At 58.9% G+C, this 16,163-nt stretch carries 20 protein-coding genes; 6 read left to right on the forward strand and 14 right to left on the reverse strand.

The window, feature by feature from the left end:
• Positions 1-46: 46 nt before the first annotated feature.
• The 11 genes from HB675_RS04480 to flgB all read right to left on the reverse strand — a co-directional run bounded on the left by HB675_RS04480 (position 47) and on the right by flgB (position 9,250).
• Positions 47-673: a hypothetical protein gene (locus HB675_RS04480; RefSeq protein ID WP_213876077.1), complete on the reverse strand. Its 627-nt coding sequence runs from the start codon at positions 671-673 to the stop codon at positions 47-49.
• Positions 670-1,842, reverse strand: coding sequence for an aromatic ring-hydroxylating dioxygenase subunit alpha (locus HB675_RS04485; protein WP_213876079.1), 1,173 nt, complete (start codon positions 1,840-1,842; stop codon positions 670-672). The genes HB675_RS04480 and HB675_RS04485 overlap by 4 nt, the downstream gene beginning before the upstream one ends.
• Positions 1,835-2,509, reverse strand: a complete 675-nt coding sequence (locus tag HB675_RS04490; protein WP_213876081.1) for an acetyltransferase — start codon at positions 2,507-2,509, stop codon at positions 1,835-1,837. Before HB675_RS04490 ends, HB675_RS04485 begins: the two co-directional genes overlap by 8 nt.
• Positions 2,502-3,251 (reverse strand): SDR family oxidoreductase, encoded by a 750-nt coding sequence (locus HB675_RS04495; RefSeq protein ID WP_213876084.1) that lies wholly within the window; start codon positions 3,249-3,251, stop codon positions 2,502-2,504. The genes HB675_RS04490 and HB675_RS04495 overlap by 8 nt, the downstream gene beginning before the upstream one ends.
• A gap of 9 nt (positions 3,252-3,260) precedes the next feature.
• Positions 3,261-4,301 (reverse strand): ketoacyl-ACP synthase III, encoded by a 1,041-nt coding sequence (locus tag HB675_RS04500; RefSeq protein WP_213876570.1) that lies wholly within the window; start codon positions 4,299-4,301, stop codon positions 3,261-3,263.
• A gap of 3 nt (positions 4,302-4,304) precedes the next feature.
• Positions 4,305-4,532: an acyl carrier protein gene (locus tag HB675_RS04505; protein WP_213876086.1), complete on the reverse strand. Its 228-nt coding sequence runs from the start codon at positions 4,530-4,532 to the stop codon at positions 4,305-4,307.
• A 62-nt stretch (positions 4,533-4,594) separates the two neighbouring features.
• A complete protein-coding gene (locus tag HB675_RS04510) occupies positions 4,595-5,731 on the reverse strand; it encodes a DegT/DnrJ/EryC1/StrS family aminotransferase (protein WP_213876088.1) in 1,137 nt (378 codons plus the stop codon).
• Between the two features lie 576 nt (positions 5,732-6,307).
• Positions 6,308-7,624, reverse strand: a complete 1,317-nt coding sequence (gene flgE / locus HB675_RS04515) for a flagellar hook protein FlgE (RefSeq protein WP_213876090.1) — start codon at positions 7,622-7,624, stop codon at positions 6,308-6,310.
• A gap of 30 nt (positions 7,625-7,654) precedes the next feature.
• Positions 7,655-8,362 (reverse strand): flagellar hook assembly protein FlgD, encoded by a 708-nt coding sequence (locus HB675_RS04520; protein ID WP_213876092.1) that lies wholly within the window; start codon positions 8,360-8,362, stop codon positions 7,655-7,657.
• Between the two features lie 21 nt (positions 8,363-8,383).
• Positions 8,384-8,836, reverse strand: coding sequence for a flagellar basal body rod protein FlgC (flgC, locus tag HB675_RS04525; protein ID WP_213876093.1), 453 nt, complete (start codon positions 8,834-8,836; stop codon positions 8,384-8,386).
• 3 nt (positions 8,837-8,839) lie between these two features.
• Entirely contained in the window at positions 8,840-9,250 is a 411-nt protein-coding gene (gene flgB / locus HB675_RS04530) for a flagellar basal body rod protein FlgB (RefSeq protein ID WP_213876095.1), read from the reverse strand.
• Positions 9,251-9,882: 632 nt separating this feature from the next.
• Between flgB and HB675_RS04535 the strand changes: the two genes are divergently transcribed.
• Together HB675_RS04535 and HB675_RS04540 are read left to right on the forward strand one after the other, a co-directional pair.
• Entirely contained in the window at positions 9,883-10,422 is a 540-nt protein-coding gene (locus HB675_RS04535) for a hypothetical protein (RefSeq protein WP_213876097.1), read from the forward strand.
• Between the two features lie 109 nt (positions 10,423-10,531).
• Positions 10,532-10,819 (forward strand): hypothetical protein, encoded by a 288-nt coding sequence (locus tag HB675_RS04540; protein WP_213876099.1) that lies wholly within the window; start codon positions 10,532-10,534, stop codon positions 10,817-10,819.
• 203 nt (positions 10,820-11,022) lie between these two features.
• Here the strand turns inward: HB675_RS04540 and HB675_RS04545 are convergent, their stop codons facing one another.
• From HB675_RS04545 to HB675_RS04555, 3 genes are all read right to left on the reverse strand, one after another.
• Positions 11,023-11,502 (reverse strand): FkbM family methyltransferase, encoded by a 480-nt coding sequence (locus HB675_RS04545; protein WP_213876101.1) that lies wholly within the window; start codon positions 11,500-11,502, stop codon positions 11,023-11,025.
• 113 nt (positions 11,503-11,615) lie between these two features.
• On the reverse strand, positions 11,616-12,443 hold the full coding sequence (cheR, locus tag HB675_RS04550; RefSeq protein WP_213876103.1) for a protein-glutamate O-methyltransferase CheR: 828 nt from the start codon (positions 12,441-12,443) through the stop codon (positions 11,616-11,618).
• A 78-nt stretch (positions 12,444-12,521) separates the two neighbouring features.
• A complete protein-coding gene (locus tag HB675_RS04555) occupies positions 12,522-13,445 on the reverse strand; it encodes a chemotaxis protein CheV (protein WP_213876105.1) in 924 nt (307 codons plus the stop codon).
• 71 nt (positions 13,446-13,516) lie between these two features.
• Here HB675_RS04555 and flgA point away from each other — a divergent pair, with 71 nt between their 5' ends.
• The 4 genes from flgA (at position 13,517) to HB675_RS04575 (ending at position 16,071) form a co-directional block, all read left to right on the forward strand.
• Positions 13,517-14,260, forward strand: a complete 744-nt coding sequence (gene flgA / locus HB675_RS04560) for a flagellar basal body P-ring formation chaperone FlgA (RefSeq protein ID WP_213876107.1) — start codon at positions 13,517-13,519, stop codon at positions 14,258-14,260.
• Positions 14,261-14,423: 163 nt separating this feature from the next.
• Positions 14,424-14,738, forward strand: a complete 315-nt coding sequence (gene flgM, locus HB675_RS04565) for a flagellar biosynthesis anti-sigma factor FlgM (protein ID WP_213876109.1) — start codon at positions 14,424-14,426, stop codon at positions 14,736-14,738.
• Positions 14,739-14,789: 51 nt separating this feature from the next.
• Positions 14,790-15,257, forward strand: a complete 468-nt coding sequence (locus HB675_RS04570; RefSeq protein ID WP_213876111.1) for a flagellar protein FlgN — start codon at positions 14,790-14,792, stop codon at positions 15,255-15,257.
• 70 nt (positions 15,258-15,327) lie between these two features.
• A complete protein-coding gene (locus HB675_RS04575; protein ID WP_213876113.1) occupies positions 15,328-16,071 on the forward strand; it encodes a flagellar brake protein in 744 nt (247 codons plus the stop codon).
• Positions 16,072-16,163 lie beyond the last annotated feature (92 nt).

Consider the following 16,163-nt stretch of genomic DNA (forward strand, 5'->3'; position numbering starts at 1 on the left):
GATGAACGGCTGAGTACGGGAATAAGGCGTCAAACCGACCAGCGCATCACACCTGGCCGATCACGCGCACAGGGTTCTGGAACGCCGGGGAGAACCAGGTCATGTCGGCGATTTCGCCGCTGTACTGGCGTTGAATATTCAAGTAGCAATGTTTGCCGACCTTGGCCTGACGCATGAGGCTGGAGTTGGCGCAGACGGTGGTGAAACTGCCCACCGAGGCCAGTTCACGCAATGCCACATTCGCCTCCAGGGTCACGTAATCCCCCAGGACCACGTCCTCGGCCAAAACCACGTTGGCCCGCAGCACACACTGCTGGCCCAACACGACGTTGGGCCCGATCACACACCCGGCATAGATCACGGCATTGCTGCCGATCACGGCACTGGCATCGATGTCGGCACGCGGCGAAATCACCGAGGCGTTACTGAAACCCCGCGCCGCCACCGCCTCTTGCAAGGCGCGACGCACGTCATTGACATAGAACTCGTTGACCGCCACACACACCTCCCAGTCATTGGGGGAGTAGGCGTCGAGCACGCTCAGGTCGAACAAGTAGTACTGCTTGGCCGGAATCACCAGACTTTGAATCCGCCGTTGCGGCCACGCTTGCTGAGCCAAGGCGAACACGTTGCGCAGGGTGCTGTCCGGTCCCAGAACCAATAAGGGTTTCATGCCAGGGTTTCTCCAGTCAGTTGTTTCAGGTACCAACGGCCGATCAGGTTCAGCGGGCCCTCATGCGCGCCCATGATGCCGATGGACGGCGCCGACCACAGGCCACGCTGCAAGGCATCGAGCAACTGGATGTCTTCCTCCAGCACGCTCTTCTCGCCGTGGTGCAGGGCCCACAGCAGTTGGGGTTGGGGCGGTACGCCTGGCTTGAACCGGGCGGTGAACATCCACGAGTGATATTCGGTCTGGCCGGGAGAAATCGGCACGAATTGCTGCAGGTAGAACTGCTCGCCGTGAATGCAACCGAAGTTGACGTTGGGGTAGAGGCTGCAGGTCAGGGAGCCGGTCACGTCGAAAGCGTTTTCCAGCATCGGCAGGAACCAGCGTGACGCATGGGCAAAATAGGCCCGGCCAAAGCGTGAGAGATCGGTCAGGTCCACTTCTTCACCGGGGGGCGGATCCTGGGAAAACTGCACATGTTCCAGCGGCCCGCCTTCGCCAAAGAGGAAGGTGCCTTCCCGGGGGGCCGAGGCGATATAACCTGGGTCCAGGTACTCCATGGACGGGCCAAAAGACCGCTCATGGACAAACTTGACGTGGTTCCAATCCACCACGTTCTCGAAATTGAGCTTCCAGTTGTAGTCCGTGGTGAAGTGGGTGTACGAGGCATAGGGCGAGAAATGCTCGGAGAGCACTTCCAGCACCTTGAGCACGTCGGGCTTGTACTGTTCGGTCAGCGCCATGGGCGTCGCCGACATATTGATGAAAATAAATTGGCCGACCGTCTGCAACGCGTAGGCCTGCAGCCGGAGCCCCGCCTTCTCGGCGTCGCAAAAGTTATAGATCTTCGGGTTGGGAATACCGCGCAACTCACCGTTGCCGCGATAACTCCAGCCGTGGTAAGGGCAGGTCATGCGCCGTTTGCCGCTGACCTCGGTCTGGATCGGCATGCCCCGGTGGGCGCAGGCATTGCGGAAGGCGTACAGCTCGCCATCGGTGTTCTGTACCAGCACCGGCACGCCGCTGAAGTCACGGGTGATGAAGCTGTCCGGCTCCATCAATTGGGTCTTGAGGCCAACAAACAGCCACAACTCGCCGAAGATCTTTTCCTGTTCCAGCTCGAACCAGCGCTGTTGGGTATAGCATTCGGGCGCGAGTACAGGCTTAGCCATGGGCGGCATCTCGCGGGGCAGACGAATGAATGACGCGTGCTGGATTGCCGAAGACGGTTACACCCGGCGGCACGTTATTGACGACTACCGAACCGATTCCAACGATGGCGCCGTCACCGATTACCACATTCTTGGCGATGGTGGCACGCGGGTGGATGGACACTCCCCGACCGACCCGGACCCCACCGGCCAGAAAGCTCATGGCGCCAATCTGGCAATGATCCCCTAGCACCACGTCGTGACCAAGGATGACGTAAGTGTCGAGGTAGGCAAACTCGCCGATCTGACAATCCACCGAGACCACCGCGCCAGGGGTTATAAACGAACCCCGTCCGACGGTGGTGCGTGCGCCCATGGAGGAATGGCGTGTCTGGCTGATGAAGCGTGCACCCCGTTCAAGCAGAGGCGCCACCAGTTTTTCTCGCCAATCGGGCAAGCCGACAGCGGGAATGAAATACTCATCCGCGCCAGGTACGTAATCCAATGGATTACCCAGGATCGGCACTTCAATATCAGCGGGAAGTTGCAGATCGAGCCGAGTGTCGAGAAAACCGATGATCTTGTACTCTGCCATGGCGACCGTGTCGGCCGTCAGTACGCTGTAGACAATACGTCCCAAGCCACCCGCACCAACGATCACCAAGGACTTGCGATGGGAGTCAGCCAATGGTGTGCCCTCCGTCGAGAATCAGGGTAGTCCCAGTTATCCAACGGCTCGCAGGAGCAAGGAGAAATATCGCAGCATTCGCGACGTCCTCTGGTTCTCCAATCCCCAACGGATAGCGTGCGATGGTATCAGCCACCCCCCCCGTCGTGGCCTCGAGGGCGCGCAACATAGGGGTTTCAACAAACCCGGGCGCTAAACAATTGGCGCGAATGGCTTTCTTGGCCACTTCCATTGCCAGACACCGGGTCATCGACTCGATAGCTGCTTTGCTCGCTGAGTAAACAGCTACACCCTGTACGCCTATATGAGCCGCAATCGAGGAAATGAACACAATAGAGCCATTTTTCTGAATCGCATTGCGTTGCAGCAAATGCCGAGTCAGCAACAGCGGCCCCACAACGTTTGTATCCATCTGACTTTCGATGTGGGCGCGCGAGACCATGCGCACTGGCGCCAACGCTGCGTGCCCAGCGCAATGGACAAGCCCATCGATAACGCCAACGTCCTTGCTGAGTTGCTCGAGCTGAGCGTCGACAGACAGATCTGCCACAAAAGACCGATGATGCCCCTGACCCATTTCCCTCAGGACTTCAGCCAGCCTTTGCTCGTTGCGCCCCGTCACTAAGACGGTTGCACCCGCTTCGGCACAACTCAGCGCTATCTGCCGGCCAATGCCCGAGGAGCCACCGGTGACGAGCACTGTTTTGCCACTCAAACTGAAATTTTCAAGAACAGCAGGCATAAGCGTTACTCAAGATTCGATCAAGGCCGGAAATTTGGCGTTCTCGATGTCCACCAGGCAAGTGCCCCAGGACAGACCGATACCGAAGCCGCAAAGGATCAGGCGGTTAAGCCCGGCACCTAGTTGCTCATGGATACGCGCGGTCATGGTGACCGGCAACGACGCGCCACTGGTGTTACCGAAATCGCGTAACGTCGATGGCACTTTTTCCGGCTCCAGCCCCAGTTTCTTGCGGATGGTCTCGTTGATCATCCGGTTGGCCTGGTGAAAGATGAAATAGTCGACGCTGTCGATGGGGGCACTGGCGTACTCAAGCAAAGACTTGACCGCCGGCGGCACTCGCTGGGTCGAGAAGCTCAACACGGCCGGACCGTCCAGGACCAGATCCACGGCACGACGCCAATGATCGAATTCGCCGTTTTTGAACTGCACCAGATGCTGCGGGGCGACCGGCTCGCGACTACCGCCCACCGGCAGAATGATTGCCTTGTGGCCGCTGCCATCGCTGTTCAGATCGAAATACATGGGCGGCGCGCTGGTGTCGAACTCCAACGCCGTTGCCGTCCCCGCATCGGAGAACAGCGGGTCGTTGAAGGTGCCGGCTTTGTCACCCACCAGCACCAGGCCTTTCTTCACGCCGCCCGCAGCGATCATCGAGCCCAGCAGGTGCAGGCCGAACGGATAGGCTGAGCAGCCAAGATTGACGTCAAAGGCAATGGTGCCCGTGGAGAGTCCGAGACGATCCTGCAAAATGATCGCGGTCGAAGGCGCGAGGTAATCAGGGGATTGGGTTACCACGATCAACGCATCAATGTCGGCGCGGTTCCACTCCAGGGTATCCAGCAGCTTCTCGGTGGCGTCGAAGGCCAAGTCAGAAAAACATTGCCAGTCATGGGAGAGCCGCCGCAACTCAATACCGATATTGCGCACGAGGCGCTCACGATCGGCGCGGATCTCTGGACGGCAGTCAGTCAGGTTGGAGACGACACGCTTGGGCACGCAGGTCGCCATGCCAGCGAAGCGCACATTGTTCAAGGTCGCTTGCATAATGCCTTACTCCGCTTGAGACAACGCATACAGTTGGGCAATGGTCTCCACGCTGTATAGGTTATCTCCCGTAATGGCCTTGCCATATTCCATGTCGAACATGACGATCACACCCAGGGCTGCCAGCGAATCCCACTCGGGGAGTTCGCGAAATCTGGTTTCAGGAGTCACTTCCACAGGCTCCTGGAAGTCAGTCGCGGTGAGGAAGTTTTCAATGAATTGTTCTTGACTCATGACTCGACTACTCCAAGTTGATCTCATTCGATTTATTCACGGCGCAACGACCCACTTCTACGCTAGCTGACCTTCCTCACCCGATTGACCAAGGCGCCCTCCCGCACGATGGCCACGATCCTGGCCACGTCTTCGGCGGCAAGGTCCGGATAGATCGGCAAGCACACCACCTGACTGGCAATCTTCTGCGCCCGCGGCCACGGCGGCTCACGCAGATCCGACATTTCCCGATACGGGCCCATCTCGGTAATCAAGGGGTAGAAATAGCGCCGCGCATGAATCTGCTGATCGCGAAGGCGCTGGTACAGCCCGTCCCGAGTGAGGGGGTAGTCGTCGCCCACCAGCACTGGAAAGTAGGAATAATTGGAGCCCTTCTGCCGCACTTTCAAACGCAGGCCCGGCACATCCGCCAGCAGTTCGCGATATAAGCCGTCGACTTCCTGGCGGCGCTGCAAGGCAGCGTCGATGTGCTGCAACTGCAGCATGCCGAAGGCGGCGTTGATCTCGCTCATTTTGCCGTTGATGCCCGGCGTCACCACCGTGACTTCGTCGGTAAAGCCGAAGTTGCGCAGGTGGTCGATATGCTGTTTGGTGGCGGCGTCGGGGCTGATGATCGCGCCGCCTTCGAAGGTGTTGAAGACCTTGGTCGCGTGCAGGCTGAGGACGCTGAGATCGCCGTGGCGCAGGATGCTGCCGCCGGCATCGTCCTTCACGCCGAAGGCATGGGCTGCGTCGTAGATCAGCTTCAGGCCATGGCGATCGGCCACGGCTTTCAATGCCTCGACATCGCAGGCGCGGCCGTAGCAATGCACCGGCATGATAGCGGTGGTGCGCGGTGTGATCGCCGCCTCTACCGCTGCCGGGTCAAGATTGAAGGTGTCTTCATCGACGTCCACGAACACCGGCGTCAGGCGGTTCCACAGCAACGCATGAGCGGTGGCCACGAACGAATAAGGCGTGGTAATGACTTCGCCCTGCACGTGCAAGGCCTGCAAGGCGGTGATCAAGGCCAGGGTGCCGTTGGCAAACAGCGACAGGTGTTCGACGCCAAGGTATGTGGCCAGCGCCACTTCCAGCTGCTGGTGAAACTGCCCGTTGTTGGTCAGTTGCTTGCTCGCCCAGATCTGTTCCAGGTACGGAATGAACTGCTCCAGGGGCGGCAGCAGCGGACTCGTCACCGTGATCACTTTATTTTTCAATCAAGCACACCCTTCCGGACTGGATACTCAACGGGACCTTGGCTGCAGCGTGCCTTGGCGGTGGTGTCGGATTCCTGCACGTCTTTGTGTCAGGAAAATAACGTTTCAACCCATTGTCGAGATTAGTGCAAAAAACTGGCCACAAATCATTGAGCGGTGTATCTCGCTGATTTATCGATTGAAATAAATATTTGAAAGAACAGGGGCGTCAATCATCGGGGACGGCAACCGGCGTTGGACCAGGGCCCGGAGGACTTGACGTAATGAGGGCCGGGATCGACCTGAGTGCAGATATAGCGGCCGGTGGCGAGGCTTTGATAGCGATACCAGGGCGCCGGGGCGGCCAGGACGAGGGGAGGGAGTGTCAAAAAAAAGAAGAGGATCAGGGTAAGGCGGCGCACTTCGGGGCCCCTTTTGGTCCGTATGGAAATTCGCGCTGTCAGGTTCCCGAGCAAGCTCGGTCCTGCGGGTAACTGCAGGATCGAGCTTGCTCGGGGACCCGGCACCATGGTTTCGGGTCGTCGCCCCGGCCAACAAAAAAGGCCGGCGAACCGGCCCTTCTCGTCTAACCGATCATCAGGTCATCTGAATCAGCGTCTGCATGATGGTGCTCTGGGTCGAAATGGTCTTCGCGTTCGCCTGATAGTTGCTCTGTTCCTTGATCAGGTTGACCAGCTCGGAGGTCAGGTCGACGTTCGACTCCTCCAGCGACTCGGAGGTCAGGCTGCCCATGGTGCCGGTCGCCGGAGTACCAATCACCGGCACACCCGAAGCGTAGGTCTCTTTCCAGTCAGTACCACCGGCTGGCGCCAGGCCCTGCACGTTGGCGAAGTTGGCCATCGCCACCTGGCCGATGGTCTTGCTCTGGCCGTTGGTGAAGTTGGCGAACAGCACACCGGTGCTGTCGACCGACAGGCCCGACAGTTCACCCGTGGCGTAACCGTCCTGGGTCTTGGCCGAGGTCGCGGACGACGCGTTGTACTGGGTAGCTTTGAGCAGGTCGACTTTCACACCGGTGGTGCTGGCGTTGGCGCCGTTGGCAGCCCAGGTACCATCCGAGGCTTCGGTCGCAGGCACCCAGTTGGTCAGCGAGAAGGTCTTGTCGGCGTTGACCGTCAGGCCGCCGGTGACCGCGCCGGCCGTGAGGGCGGTGGTGTCCAGCGAGCCGTCGGAGTTGAACGACACCGAGTTGGCCAGCGGCGTGGTGGACGTCGGGTCGGCCGGGTTGCGGCCATCGACCGTGGTGTACATGGTCCACGCGTTGTTGGCGCTGTTCTTCACGAAGTACTGGTTGAGCTGGTGCGCGTTGCCCTGGCTGTCGTAAGTGTCGGTGTTGAAGGTGTAGTTATAGCTGTTGACGTTCGTGGCGTCGAAGACCGAAACGGTCGGGTCGGCGTCGCTGGAATCCAGGTTGATGGTTTCCGCGATGCTGGAGGTGGCCTTCGGCGACAGGTTCGAGCTGTCGATTTTCAGGTTGGTCAGCGAGCCGGTCTGTACGGTGCCGTTGACGGCGTTGTAGCCCTGCACGTTGGCGCCACTGGTGGTGGTGATGTAGCCTTCCTTGTCGGTATTGAACGTACCGTTACGGGTGTATTCCTTGGTGCCGTTGGCGCTGAGCACGAAGAAACCACTGCCGTTGATGGCCATGTCCAGAGCCTGACCGGTGGAGCTGATGGTGCCCTGGGTAAATTCCTGGGACACAGCAGCAGTGGTCACACCCGTGCCGTTGGTGGTCTTGCCAGCGGTGGCCGCCAGGGAAGCGGCGTACTGGTCGGCGAACTCGGTGCGCGAGGCCTTGAAACCGGTGGTGGCAACGTTGGCAATGTTGTTGCCGGTGACGTCGAGGGATTTCTGTGCAGCAGAGAGCCCGCTAAGGCCGATATTGAAAGACATGTGTCGACTCCTTATGCCGTTAGCCGGCTCTTAAATACCGATGGATTGAACTTTGGACAGAGCAACGCTGCCCTGACCAGCCAGATTGAGCGTCATGTCCCCACCGCTGGTGGTGGCCATGGTCACGCTGTTTACCGTTGCCGGCAGGTACGTCAGCATGTCGGTGGCGGTGCCATTGATGGCCGACGATGCCTTGAAGGTGTAGGTACCGGCGGTGACGGCAGCGCCGCTGTCGTCGTTGCCATCCCAGGTGAAGCTCTGCGAGCCGGGGGCCGAAGCACCCAGGTCGAGGGTGCGCACCAGGGAACCCGACGAGTTATAGATGCTCACGGTGTTGTCGGTGCTGCTGCCGGTCACGGCCACCGAGCCGGTCAGGCCCTTGGTCGGGTCGACGATGGCGGTGCTGCTCTGCGCGATCACCGAACGGCCGACCAGTGCCGAAGCTTGCAAGGCCTGGGAGGACGCGACGGAGCTGGTGATCGAGCTGACCGAGGTGTTCAGGTTCTGCAGGCTTTCAACACTGCTGAACTGCGCCAGCTGGCTCACGAACGTGGTGTTGTCCTGTGGGTCCAGCGGGTTCTGGTTTTTCATCTGGGTAACCAGCAACTGCAGGAACGCATCCTTGCCCAGGGCGGTAGTGCCCGTGGTGCTGGCAGGGGTGCTGGCTGCGGTCGATGACGCTTGTAACTGCGCAAGTACGGAAGATCCGACGCTGCTGGTGCTGTCTGTAGTGCTCATGGTTTAGCTACGCCTCTAGAGTTACTGACCCAGGGTCAGGACCTTCTGCATCATGGTTTTTGCGGTGTTCATGAGATCCGCGTTGGTCTGGAAGGAACGGCTGGCAGAGATCATGTCAGCCATTTCCGAGACCACGTTGACGTTGGGGTAATACACATAACCGTCTTTGTTGGCCGCGGGCGAGTTGGGCTCGTAGCGCGGCTCGAGGTTGCTCTGGTCTTCGACGATGCCGGCCACTTTCACGCCGGAACCGGAGGCGTCCTGGTCCTGGAACAGCGACTGGCTTTCCTGGGCGCCGCTGCTGGTCTGGTCCTGGAACACCGTGGAAAACACCGGGTGCCGGGCGCGGTAAGTCTTGTCCAGGCTCGAAGACACGGTCTCGGCGTTGGCGATGTTACTGGCGACGGTGTTCAGGCGAGTGGTTTGAGCACTCATGCCGGTACCGGCGATGTTGAAAACACTGGCTAAGGACATGGGTTACTCTCCGCGAATGGCTGAAACCAGCCCTTTGAATTTGGCGTTAAGCAAGGTGAAGCTGGCGTTGAAACCCACCGAGTTCTGCGCGTAGTCGGCTTGCTCGATCTGGGTGTCCACGGTGTTCTGGTCCAGCGAAGGCTGCGTCGAATTGCGGTACTTCAAGGTCGAATCAGCCAGGCCATCGAAACCCGAAGCTTCGATGTGGTTGGCGTTGGTCACGTCGAGGCCGAAAGCGCCTTTGGTGGTCTTCTCGGCCTGCGCCGCCAGCACTTCGGAAAAATCCATGTCCCGCGCCTTGTAGCCCGGGGTGTCAGCGTTGGCGATGTTATTGGCCAGGACCTCGGCGCGCTGGGCGCGGAAGTTCAAGGCCTGTTGACTGATGCCGAGCGCTTTGTCGAAGTTGATGCTCATGTCGTGGATCCTGTGCGGCGGAACTGACGTGATGAAAAGTTTCTCTATCTTGGGTATAGCAACCGGCGTGCCAACTCTTGAAGCCACCGGTTTTGCTGGGTTTGCGGGCTGTCTGCAAGCCTTTTGCCGCTGACCGGCAAGCGGCAATGCCAGAAAAGCGGCAAGCGTTGTCCGGTTGGCGCCAGCAAAGCGGCAATGGCGACCCAGGTGTATTGCCGGTTGCAGGAGGTGTGCCAGTAGCGAGGGGATGCCGATGGCATTTCAAAGGGAGGGCGGGCGTGCGCGAAGTTCTTCACCCATCAACTTTGCCACCTGGAGACCTTGGCTTGGCAATCACCGCAGGACCGAGCTTGCGCGGGAAGAAAGCGGCGCGGTATCTGTTCCCGAGCAAGCTCGGTCCTACAGGTGAGCCGCTACTTAGAGGTCCCGCTACGGGAACAAGCTGTTCGCGAACAGGCAGACCTCATCGGGCTCATGGGCAACTCCGATCAGGTGGTCAGGCACAGCTCATCCCCTTGGGGACTTGTACAGAGAATGCCTACGAGCCATTGTACTGGGGGCCCTCTGTTGGCCTGCCTTTTCACCAAGCGTGGCTTGGTAATCGAAAATTTCTACTGCGTACGGACAAGCGAATGGCAATTGAAAATGTGTTCATCGCCGGGTTTGAGAAATGTGGGACCACAGCATTAGCTGACTGGGTTTTGCTCAATGGCCTGGCTGAACATCGCGTTCCTGGAAAAAAAGAACCTCACTTGTATGCAAATGATGAGCCTCACCCTATTCGTCTACGCACGTCTACGCTGCCCTTGATGGATGCAAGCGTCGGCTATGCAACCGATCCTGCGGCCATCGGGCGCCTGCCTCAGCACGACACTCGCATCGTACTGTGCCTGAGAGGCCAGTTCGAACGCCTCTGGAGCGCCTACAAAATGATGAAGATCATCGGTGTCAGCACGGCTTCGGCCGATACCTATTTCGCCTCATATTTCACCCCCGCGACGGCTGAAAGCGGTCAACAGAGAACCGCGCATAACGCAGAAAAAGCGCTCGATTTTTATATTAATACCTTCAAAAAATACTTCCCGCGGCGGTCTCACGAGGTGGTGCAGGGTTATGTTGAAAAGGAGCTTGCCAATATCCGCTCAGACGCTCCTGGAGCGAATCGAGTATGAGCTAGGTTTTTATCTCTCCCGCAGGCAGCTTCCATTCGCATCGCTTCTGGGTCCCTGCTTTTTCTATTACCCCCTAAGGACCCTGCTCGAAAAATATCAGCGTTGCGATGTGGCAGTGATCTCTGTAACCCGACTGAGTGACCCGGCGTCCAGAAAAAAATTCACGGAAGGCGTCTTTGAACGAAGCCTTGATACCTCTGACGTTCCGATCCGCTATAGCGGCGCCATACTGGACAGTGACGAACCCAAACCTGACTTCAACGATAACGCCTTCGACCTTCTGCGATCGTGCTTCAGTTACGATCTGGCCCAGGCTCGAACGTTGATCCAGAAGACCCGTTTCGGCGATACGCTGCTGGATAATGACGATCTGAACCGTTATCTGGTGAAGACATGATCGCACCTTTGAACGCCCCATTCGAAACGGTCAGAGAGGGGTCCAACGTCTCTTTCTCCCTGGCGTCACCGACCTAAGGATGTTCCGTGCAACGTTCCGCCCGTCAGCGGCAAGTCGAAATTCACCCGCCAAACAGCGTTATTCTCGCTCGACGGTAGACACACCCGGGATGTCATCCGATTTCTCGCTGACAAATGCTCGAATCAGGCGCAGTACATCACCATCGCGTCCGGACACAGCCGGTTGTGTTGGCGAAAACCCAATCTGTACCCTTTATCGGTTTCCACAACGAACTCAGTCAGCGTCAGCAGATCCTCCGGCTTGTGGTACATCGAAATGGCCATTTGCGGCCGGTTACGGGCAATGGTTTGCCGTGCACCGTGCAGGGCTTTCAGCTCAGAACCCTCGATCTCCAGCTTGATGAAGGTGGCGGTCTGGCCGGTGGCTTCGTCGATGGTGGTCACTGGGCTGGTGAATGCGATGCTGTCTCCAAGTGATTGGCCGTGAACGTGGCTCAACATTCCCGAGTCGGCAACATGGGCCGTGTTCGGCAGGACGGGGTCTGCGCCGAAGCCGGGAACGGTACAGCCGGGGTTGAATTTCAGCGCCGTGGTACTTTCCCAAAGGCCTTGCTCATGGAGCGTGATGTTGCCCACCAAGGGCTTGAGGTATTCGTTCTGCAAACCGCCGTAGCCATCTTTTTGCCTGCATCAGGACTGCCATAGCGCAGGTCTGGCCAATCAGGTTTTCCCGAACAAAAAAAGAGGCCTTTCGGCCCCTGGAAAACGTAAAACCTTTATTTCGCCTGGTAAATGATCCCCGGGCTGCACTGCACCATCTGATACAGGTCGGGCAACCCATTCAGTGCCTCGGAAGCGCCAAGGAACAGATACCCACCACGCTTGAGGGTACCGTGGATGCGGGTCAGGATGTCTTTCTTGACCTGCGCCGAGAAATAGATCAGCACGTTACGGCAGAACACGATATCGAACTTGCCCAGCGCCGCGTAGCTGTCCAGCAGGTTGAACGAGCGGAATTCCACGCGGGTGCGGATCGGCGCCTTGATGGCGTAGCGGCCGGCGCCCTTGGCGTCGAAATAGCGTTGCAGGCGCTCGGGTGACAGGCCGCGGGCGATGGCCAGGCTGTCGTACTCGCCGCTTTTGCAGTTGGTCAGCATGGTACCCGACAGGTCGGTGGCGACGATCTGCGCACCCGCCTTGAGCTGGCCCAGGTTGCTGCGTTCGAACTCGTCGATGGACATCGACAGCGAATAGGGTTCCTGTCCCGAGGAGCAGGCTGCCGACCAGATGCGCAGGCGCTGGCCGGGGCTCGCCTTGATGGCCTCTGGAAGGACCTTGTTCTTCAAGACTTCGAAGGGATAGGTGTCGCGAAACCACAGGGTCTCGTTGGTGGTCATGGCGTCCACCACCTGCTCGCGCAAGCCACTGCGCGGCTGGGTCTGGATGCGCTGCACCAGCTCGCCCAGGGATTTGATGCCCTGCTGTTCCATCAGCTTGTTCAGACGGCTGGAGACCAGATACTGCTTGTTCTCACCCAGCAGAATGCCACAGGCTTTTTCCAGGAAGACCCTGAACTGATCAAAATCCAAATTACCTGTAGACACTATGCCGCCTCATGAATCAGTCACACCGATGGCGGATGCCACCGGCTTTTCGTCTTTTTGATTACAACCACTGCAACATTAGTTTGCCTTGATCCGATTCACCACACGAGCGGCGAGATCATCCGGGCGGAACTTGGCGAGGAAGTCGTCAGCGCCGACCTTCTTCACCATCGCCTGGTTGAACACCCCGGACAGCGAGGTGTGCAGGCAGATATGCAGCTTCTGCATGCGCGGGTCGGCGCGGATTTCTGCCGTCAAGGTGTAGCCGTCCATCTCCGGCATTTCAATGTCGGAGATCATCATCAGGAATTCTTCTTCCGGCTTCTTGCCTTCGTCCACCAGCTTGCGCAGGTAGTCGAGCGCCTGGCGGCCGTCGTTGAGGGCGACCACTTCGACTCCGATGGTCTGCAGGCAACGGGTCACCTGTTTGCGCGCCACCGAGGAGTCGTCCACGGTCAGCACCCGCAGGCTCTGCGCTTTCTGCTGGACGTGTTCTTCGACGATGCCCACGGAGATCGCTTCGGAGGTCGGCGCCACTTCGGCGAGGATTTTCTCCACGTCGATGATTTCCACCAGCTTGTTGTCTACCCGCGTCACGGCCGTGAGGTAGTGATCGCGGCCAGTGCCCTTGGGTGGTGGATGGATCTCTTCCCAGTTCATGTTGACGATGCGCTCGACCGAGTGCACCAGAAAACCCTGAATCTTGGTGTTGTACTCCGTGATGATCACGAAGGTGTCCTTGACCGATGGCAGCAGCGGCGAACCGGTGGCCAGCGACAGGTCAAGAATCGGGATCGTTGCCCCTCGAATGTTAGCGACACCGCGCACAACCGGGCTGGACCTTGGCATAACGGTCAAGTTGGGACATTGCAGCACTTCCCGCACCTTGAACACGTTGATCCCGTAGAGCTGCTTGCCGTTAAGGCGAAACAGCAGCAGTTCGAGACGATTCTGCCCTACCAGTTGAGTGCGCTGGTTCACCGAATCCATTACACCAGCCATGCCCAGACTCCTCATTGATGCTTGAACCGCGGACGAACGAAGTCGGCACGGGCCTTGCTATTTGTAACGGTATGAACGCCAAACCGACATTTTTCCGACACTGCCTGCTCAAAACGCTGGCTGCCTTTTTCCTGATCCTATCGGGCGCTTCTGTATTTGCGGACGATATCACCTCGCCTGAACAGCTTATCGGTGCAACCCAAGGGTTTCTTGAGTTCACGGTAGAAGATTATTTGGCGACTAGCCAAATAGACGGTCGTTACGAGATCGAAGTGGCGCAGCTGGACCCTCGCCTGCAGATGGCTGCGTGCGACAAACCGTTGACCGCCACTCAGCAAAGCCCCGGCGCCCCGCTGGGCCGCGTGACGGTCAAAGTGCGCTGCGAAGGCGAAAAGCCCTGGACGGTTTTCGTCGGTGCCCAGGTGAAATTATTCCGCCAGGTGGTCATTACCACCCGGCCCATGAAACGCGACACGGTGCTGGCTGACGGCGACGTGTCGCTGCATGAACAGGATGTGGGTCTGTTGAGCCAGGGTTACCTGACTGGCCTGGATCAGGCACTGGGGCAGAAATTGGTCCGACCAACGGTCAATGGCCAGGTCCTCACCCCCCAGCACCTTGAACAAGTGGCAGTGATCGCCAAGGGTGATCAAGTGGTCATCACCGCACGCAGTGGCACGCTGGCCGTGCGCATGCCCGGTGAAGCCTTGAGCGACGGGGGCATGAGCGAGCAGATCCGGGTGCGCAATCTCAACTCCCAGCGGGTGGTCAAAGCCAAGGTCATGGGGCCTGGCCAGGTGGAGGTGTCGATGTAGGGCGCTGGCGGTGGCCGCCAATTTTTTCTAGACTGTGAATCCGACGGCTCGAATCGAGGGCGCGGCGTGCACGTTGTTTTGCCGCCAGCAAAAAAACCCTAAAGTTTTTGGCGAGAGCGCCGAAAAAAGGGCAAGCGTCCAAAACACCCAGAGGTTTCACATCATGGCCATCGACTTAAGTCGTTTGAACAACTCCCCAGCGGTGTCGACTACGACCCGCAGCAGCGGCACCAAGGAAAGCTCGGCTGTCAGCGCTGATACCAGCGTGACCAAGACTTCCGCCGTGTCCAGCGGTGAACCCGTAACGCTGAGCGATGGGGCACAGCAATTGCAAAAGATCACTGACAAGCTGAACGACCAGCCTACCGTCAACAGTGCACGTGTTGCCGCCCTCAAGCAGTCCATCGCCGATGGCAGCTACCAGGTGGACAGCGCCAAGGTTGCCGGCAAGCTGCTTAACTTCGAAGCCCAGCGCTAACCCAAGGGTCTGCGTCGGGGTTCTCCACTGCGTAGAGAGCCAGAGCCTGCCATGCAAGATCAAATGTTGTTGCAGCTGATTGAAGATGATATTGCTCCGGCGCATCAGCTCCTGGAATTACTGCGAGCCGAGTCAGTGGCTTTGCACGGTCGGGACATGGTGCTGCTCGAAAATATCCTCGCGCACAAGCAGTCGCTCATCGTTCAGCTCGAACAACATGGTCGCAAGCGCAGCGAAATCCTCGCCGGCCTCGGTTTGACCGCGGACCGAGGCGGCCTGCAGATTCTGGCCCAGCATTCACACCTGGGCGCTACCCTGCTCGAAAGGGGCGACCAGTTGACCGCCGTATTGGACCAGTGCCAGGCCGTCAACGCCGGCAATGGCAAGGCCATTCAGTTGCAGCAGATGGCCACCGCGAACCAGGTGCGCATTCTCACTGGCGGTGAGGCACCCTCGCTGTACAACAGCCGCGGATCGACCTCGCGCATGGCCAAACAGCGTCCGTTGAGCCAGGCTTGACGGGCTGCAGTCAGCCGTAGAACATGCTGGCAAATAGCTACACTTCTTTCAGGTCTGGAGATAGATCAGCGTGTTCAATGCCTCTGCGGAAGATGCACCTCAGCCTCCCAAAGTGCTCACCACTCCCCTGGAAGTGGCCGCCAACCTGCGCCTGTTGCTGGAGGGACATGACCCACTGATCATTACCTTTCACGAACGCAGCCAACGCTTTCAGAGCTTTTTGATCAGTGTTGATCGCGAAGCCAACGCCTTGGTCCTGGACGAGATGATCCCCCGTGACGGCGAGCGCTTCATGAGTGCTGGCGAGCCCTTCCGGGTCGAGGGGTTCCATGACGGGGTGCGCGTTGCCTGGGAGTCAACCGACGACTGGCGCATCGTCGACCGCGACGGCGAGCGCAGCTATCACGGCCCCTTGCCCAGCGAGGTGATCTATCACCAGCGCCGCAACGCCTTTCGCGCCGCCCTCAAGCTGTCCCAGCTGATTGACGTGGAAGTGGCGGGCGACAAGATCAAGTACCCGGTGCGCGGCAAGCTGCTGGACATCTCAGCCACCGGTTGCAAGCTGCGTTTTGATGGTAACGTCGCCGAACGCCTGCAACTGGGCCAAATCTACGAGCGTTTCAGTGCCGCCCTGCCCTACGGCACCATGGTCGCGCCGGTGGAGTTGCGCCATCTGCACTTCGAAGAGCGCATCGACACCACGTTCGCCGGTGTGCGCTTTCATAACGTCAGCGGCCTGGTGCAGCGTCAGGTCGAGCGTTTTGTGTATCAATTGCAGCGTGAAGCGCGGCAGTTCGATAAAGACGATTTCTGATCGCTCTACATCCCTGCTTGCGGCAGGAACGCATGAAGCTCGCGATGAATGCCACGCCGACCCTTTGGCTGGCGTCATCGGCTTCGCGCTCT

Origin of the sequence: Pseudomonas sp. dw_358, from assembly GCF_018449655.1 — a bacterium.
Lineage (GTDB): Bacteria > Pseudomonadota > Gammaproteobacteria > Pseudomonadales > Pseudomonadaceae > Aquipseudomonas.

Bases quoted from the DNA above. Each gene is read 5' to 3' on its own strand.
- HB675_RS04505 (WP_213876086.1), bottom strand. From the start codon at position 4,532: ATGAGTCAAGAACAATTCATTGAAAACTTCCTCACCGCGACTGACTTC.
- flgC (WP_213876093.1), bottom strand. From the start codon at position 8,836: ATGTCCTTAGCCAGTGTTTTCAACATCGCCGGTACCGGCATGAGTGCT.
- flgA (WP_213876107.1), top strand. From the start codon at position 13,517: ATGAACGCCAAACCGACATTTTTCCGACACTGCCTGCTCAAAACGCTG.
- HB675_RS04485 (WP_213876079.1), bottom strand. From the start codon at position 1,842: ATGGCTAAGCCTGTACTCGCGCCCGAATGCTATACCCAACAGCGCTGG.
- HB675_RS04555 (WP_213876105.1), bottom strand. From the start codon at position 13,445: ATGGCTGGTGTAATGGATTCGGTGAACCAGCGCACTCAACTGGTAGGG.
- HB675_RS04570 (WP_213876111.1), top strand. From the start codon at position 14,790: ATGCAAGATCAAATGTTGTTGCAGCTGATTGAAGATGATATTGCTCCG.
- HB675_RS04480 (WP_213876077.1), bottom strand. From the start codon at position 673: ATGAAACCCTTATTGGTTCTGGGACCGGACAGCACCCTGCGCAACGTG.
- flgB (WP_213876095.1), bottom strand. From the start codon at position 9,250: ATGAGCATCAACTTCGACAAAGCGCTCGGCATCAGTCAACAGGCCTTG.
- HB675_RS04535 (WP_213876097.1), top strand. From the start codon at position 9,883: ATGGCAATTGAAAATGTGTTCATCGCCGGGTTTGAGAAATGTGGGACC.
- flgM (WP_213876109.1), top strand. From the start codon at position 14,424: ATGGCCATCGACTTAAGTCGTTTGAACAACTCCCCAGCGGTGTCGACT.
- flgE (WP_213876090.1), bottom strand. From the start codon at position 7,624: ATGTCTTTCAATATCGGCCTTAGCGGGCTCTCTGCTGCACAGAAATCC.
- HB675_RS04495 (WP_213876084.1), bottom strand. From the start codon at position 3,251: ATGCCTGCTGTTCTTGAAAATTTCAGTTTGAGTGGCAAAACAGTGCTC.
- HB675_RS04520 (WP_213876092.1), bottom strand. From the start codon at position 8,362: ATGAGCACTACAGACAGCACCAGCAGCGTCGGATCTTCCGTACTTGCG.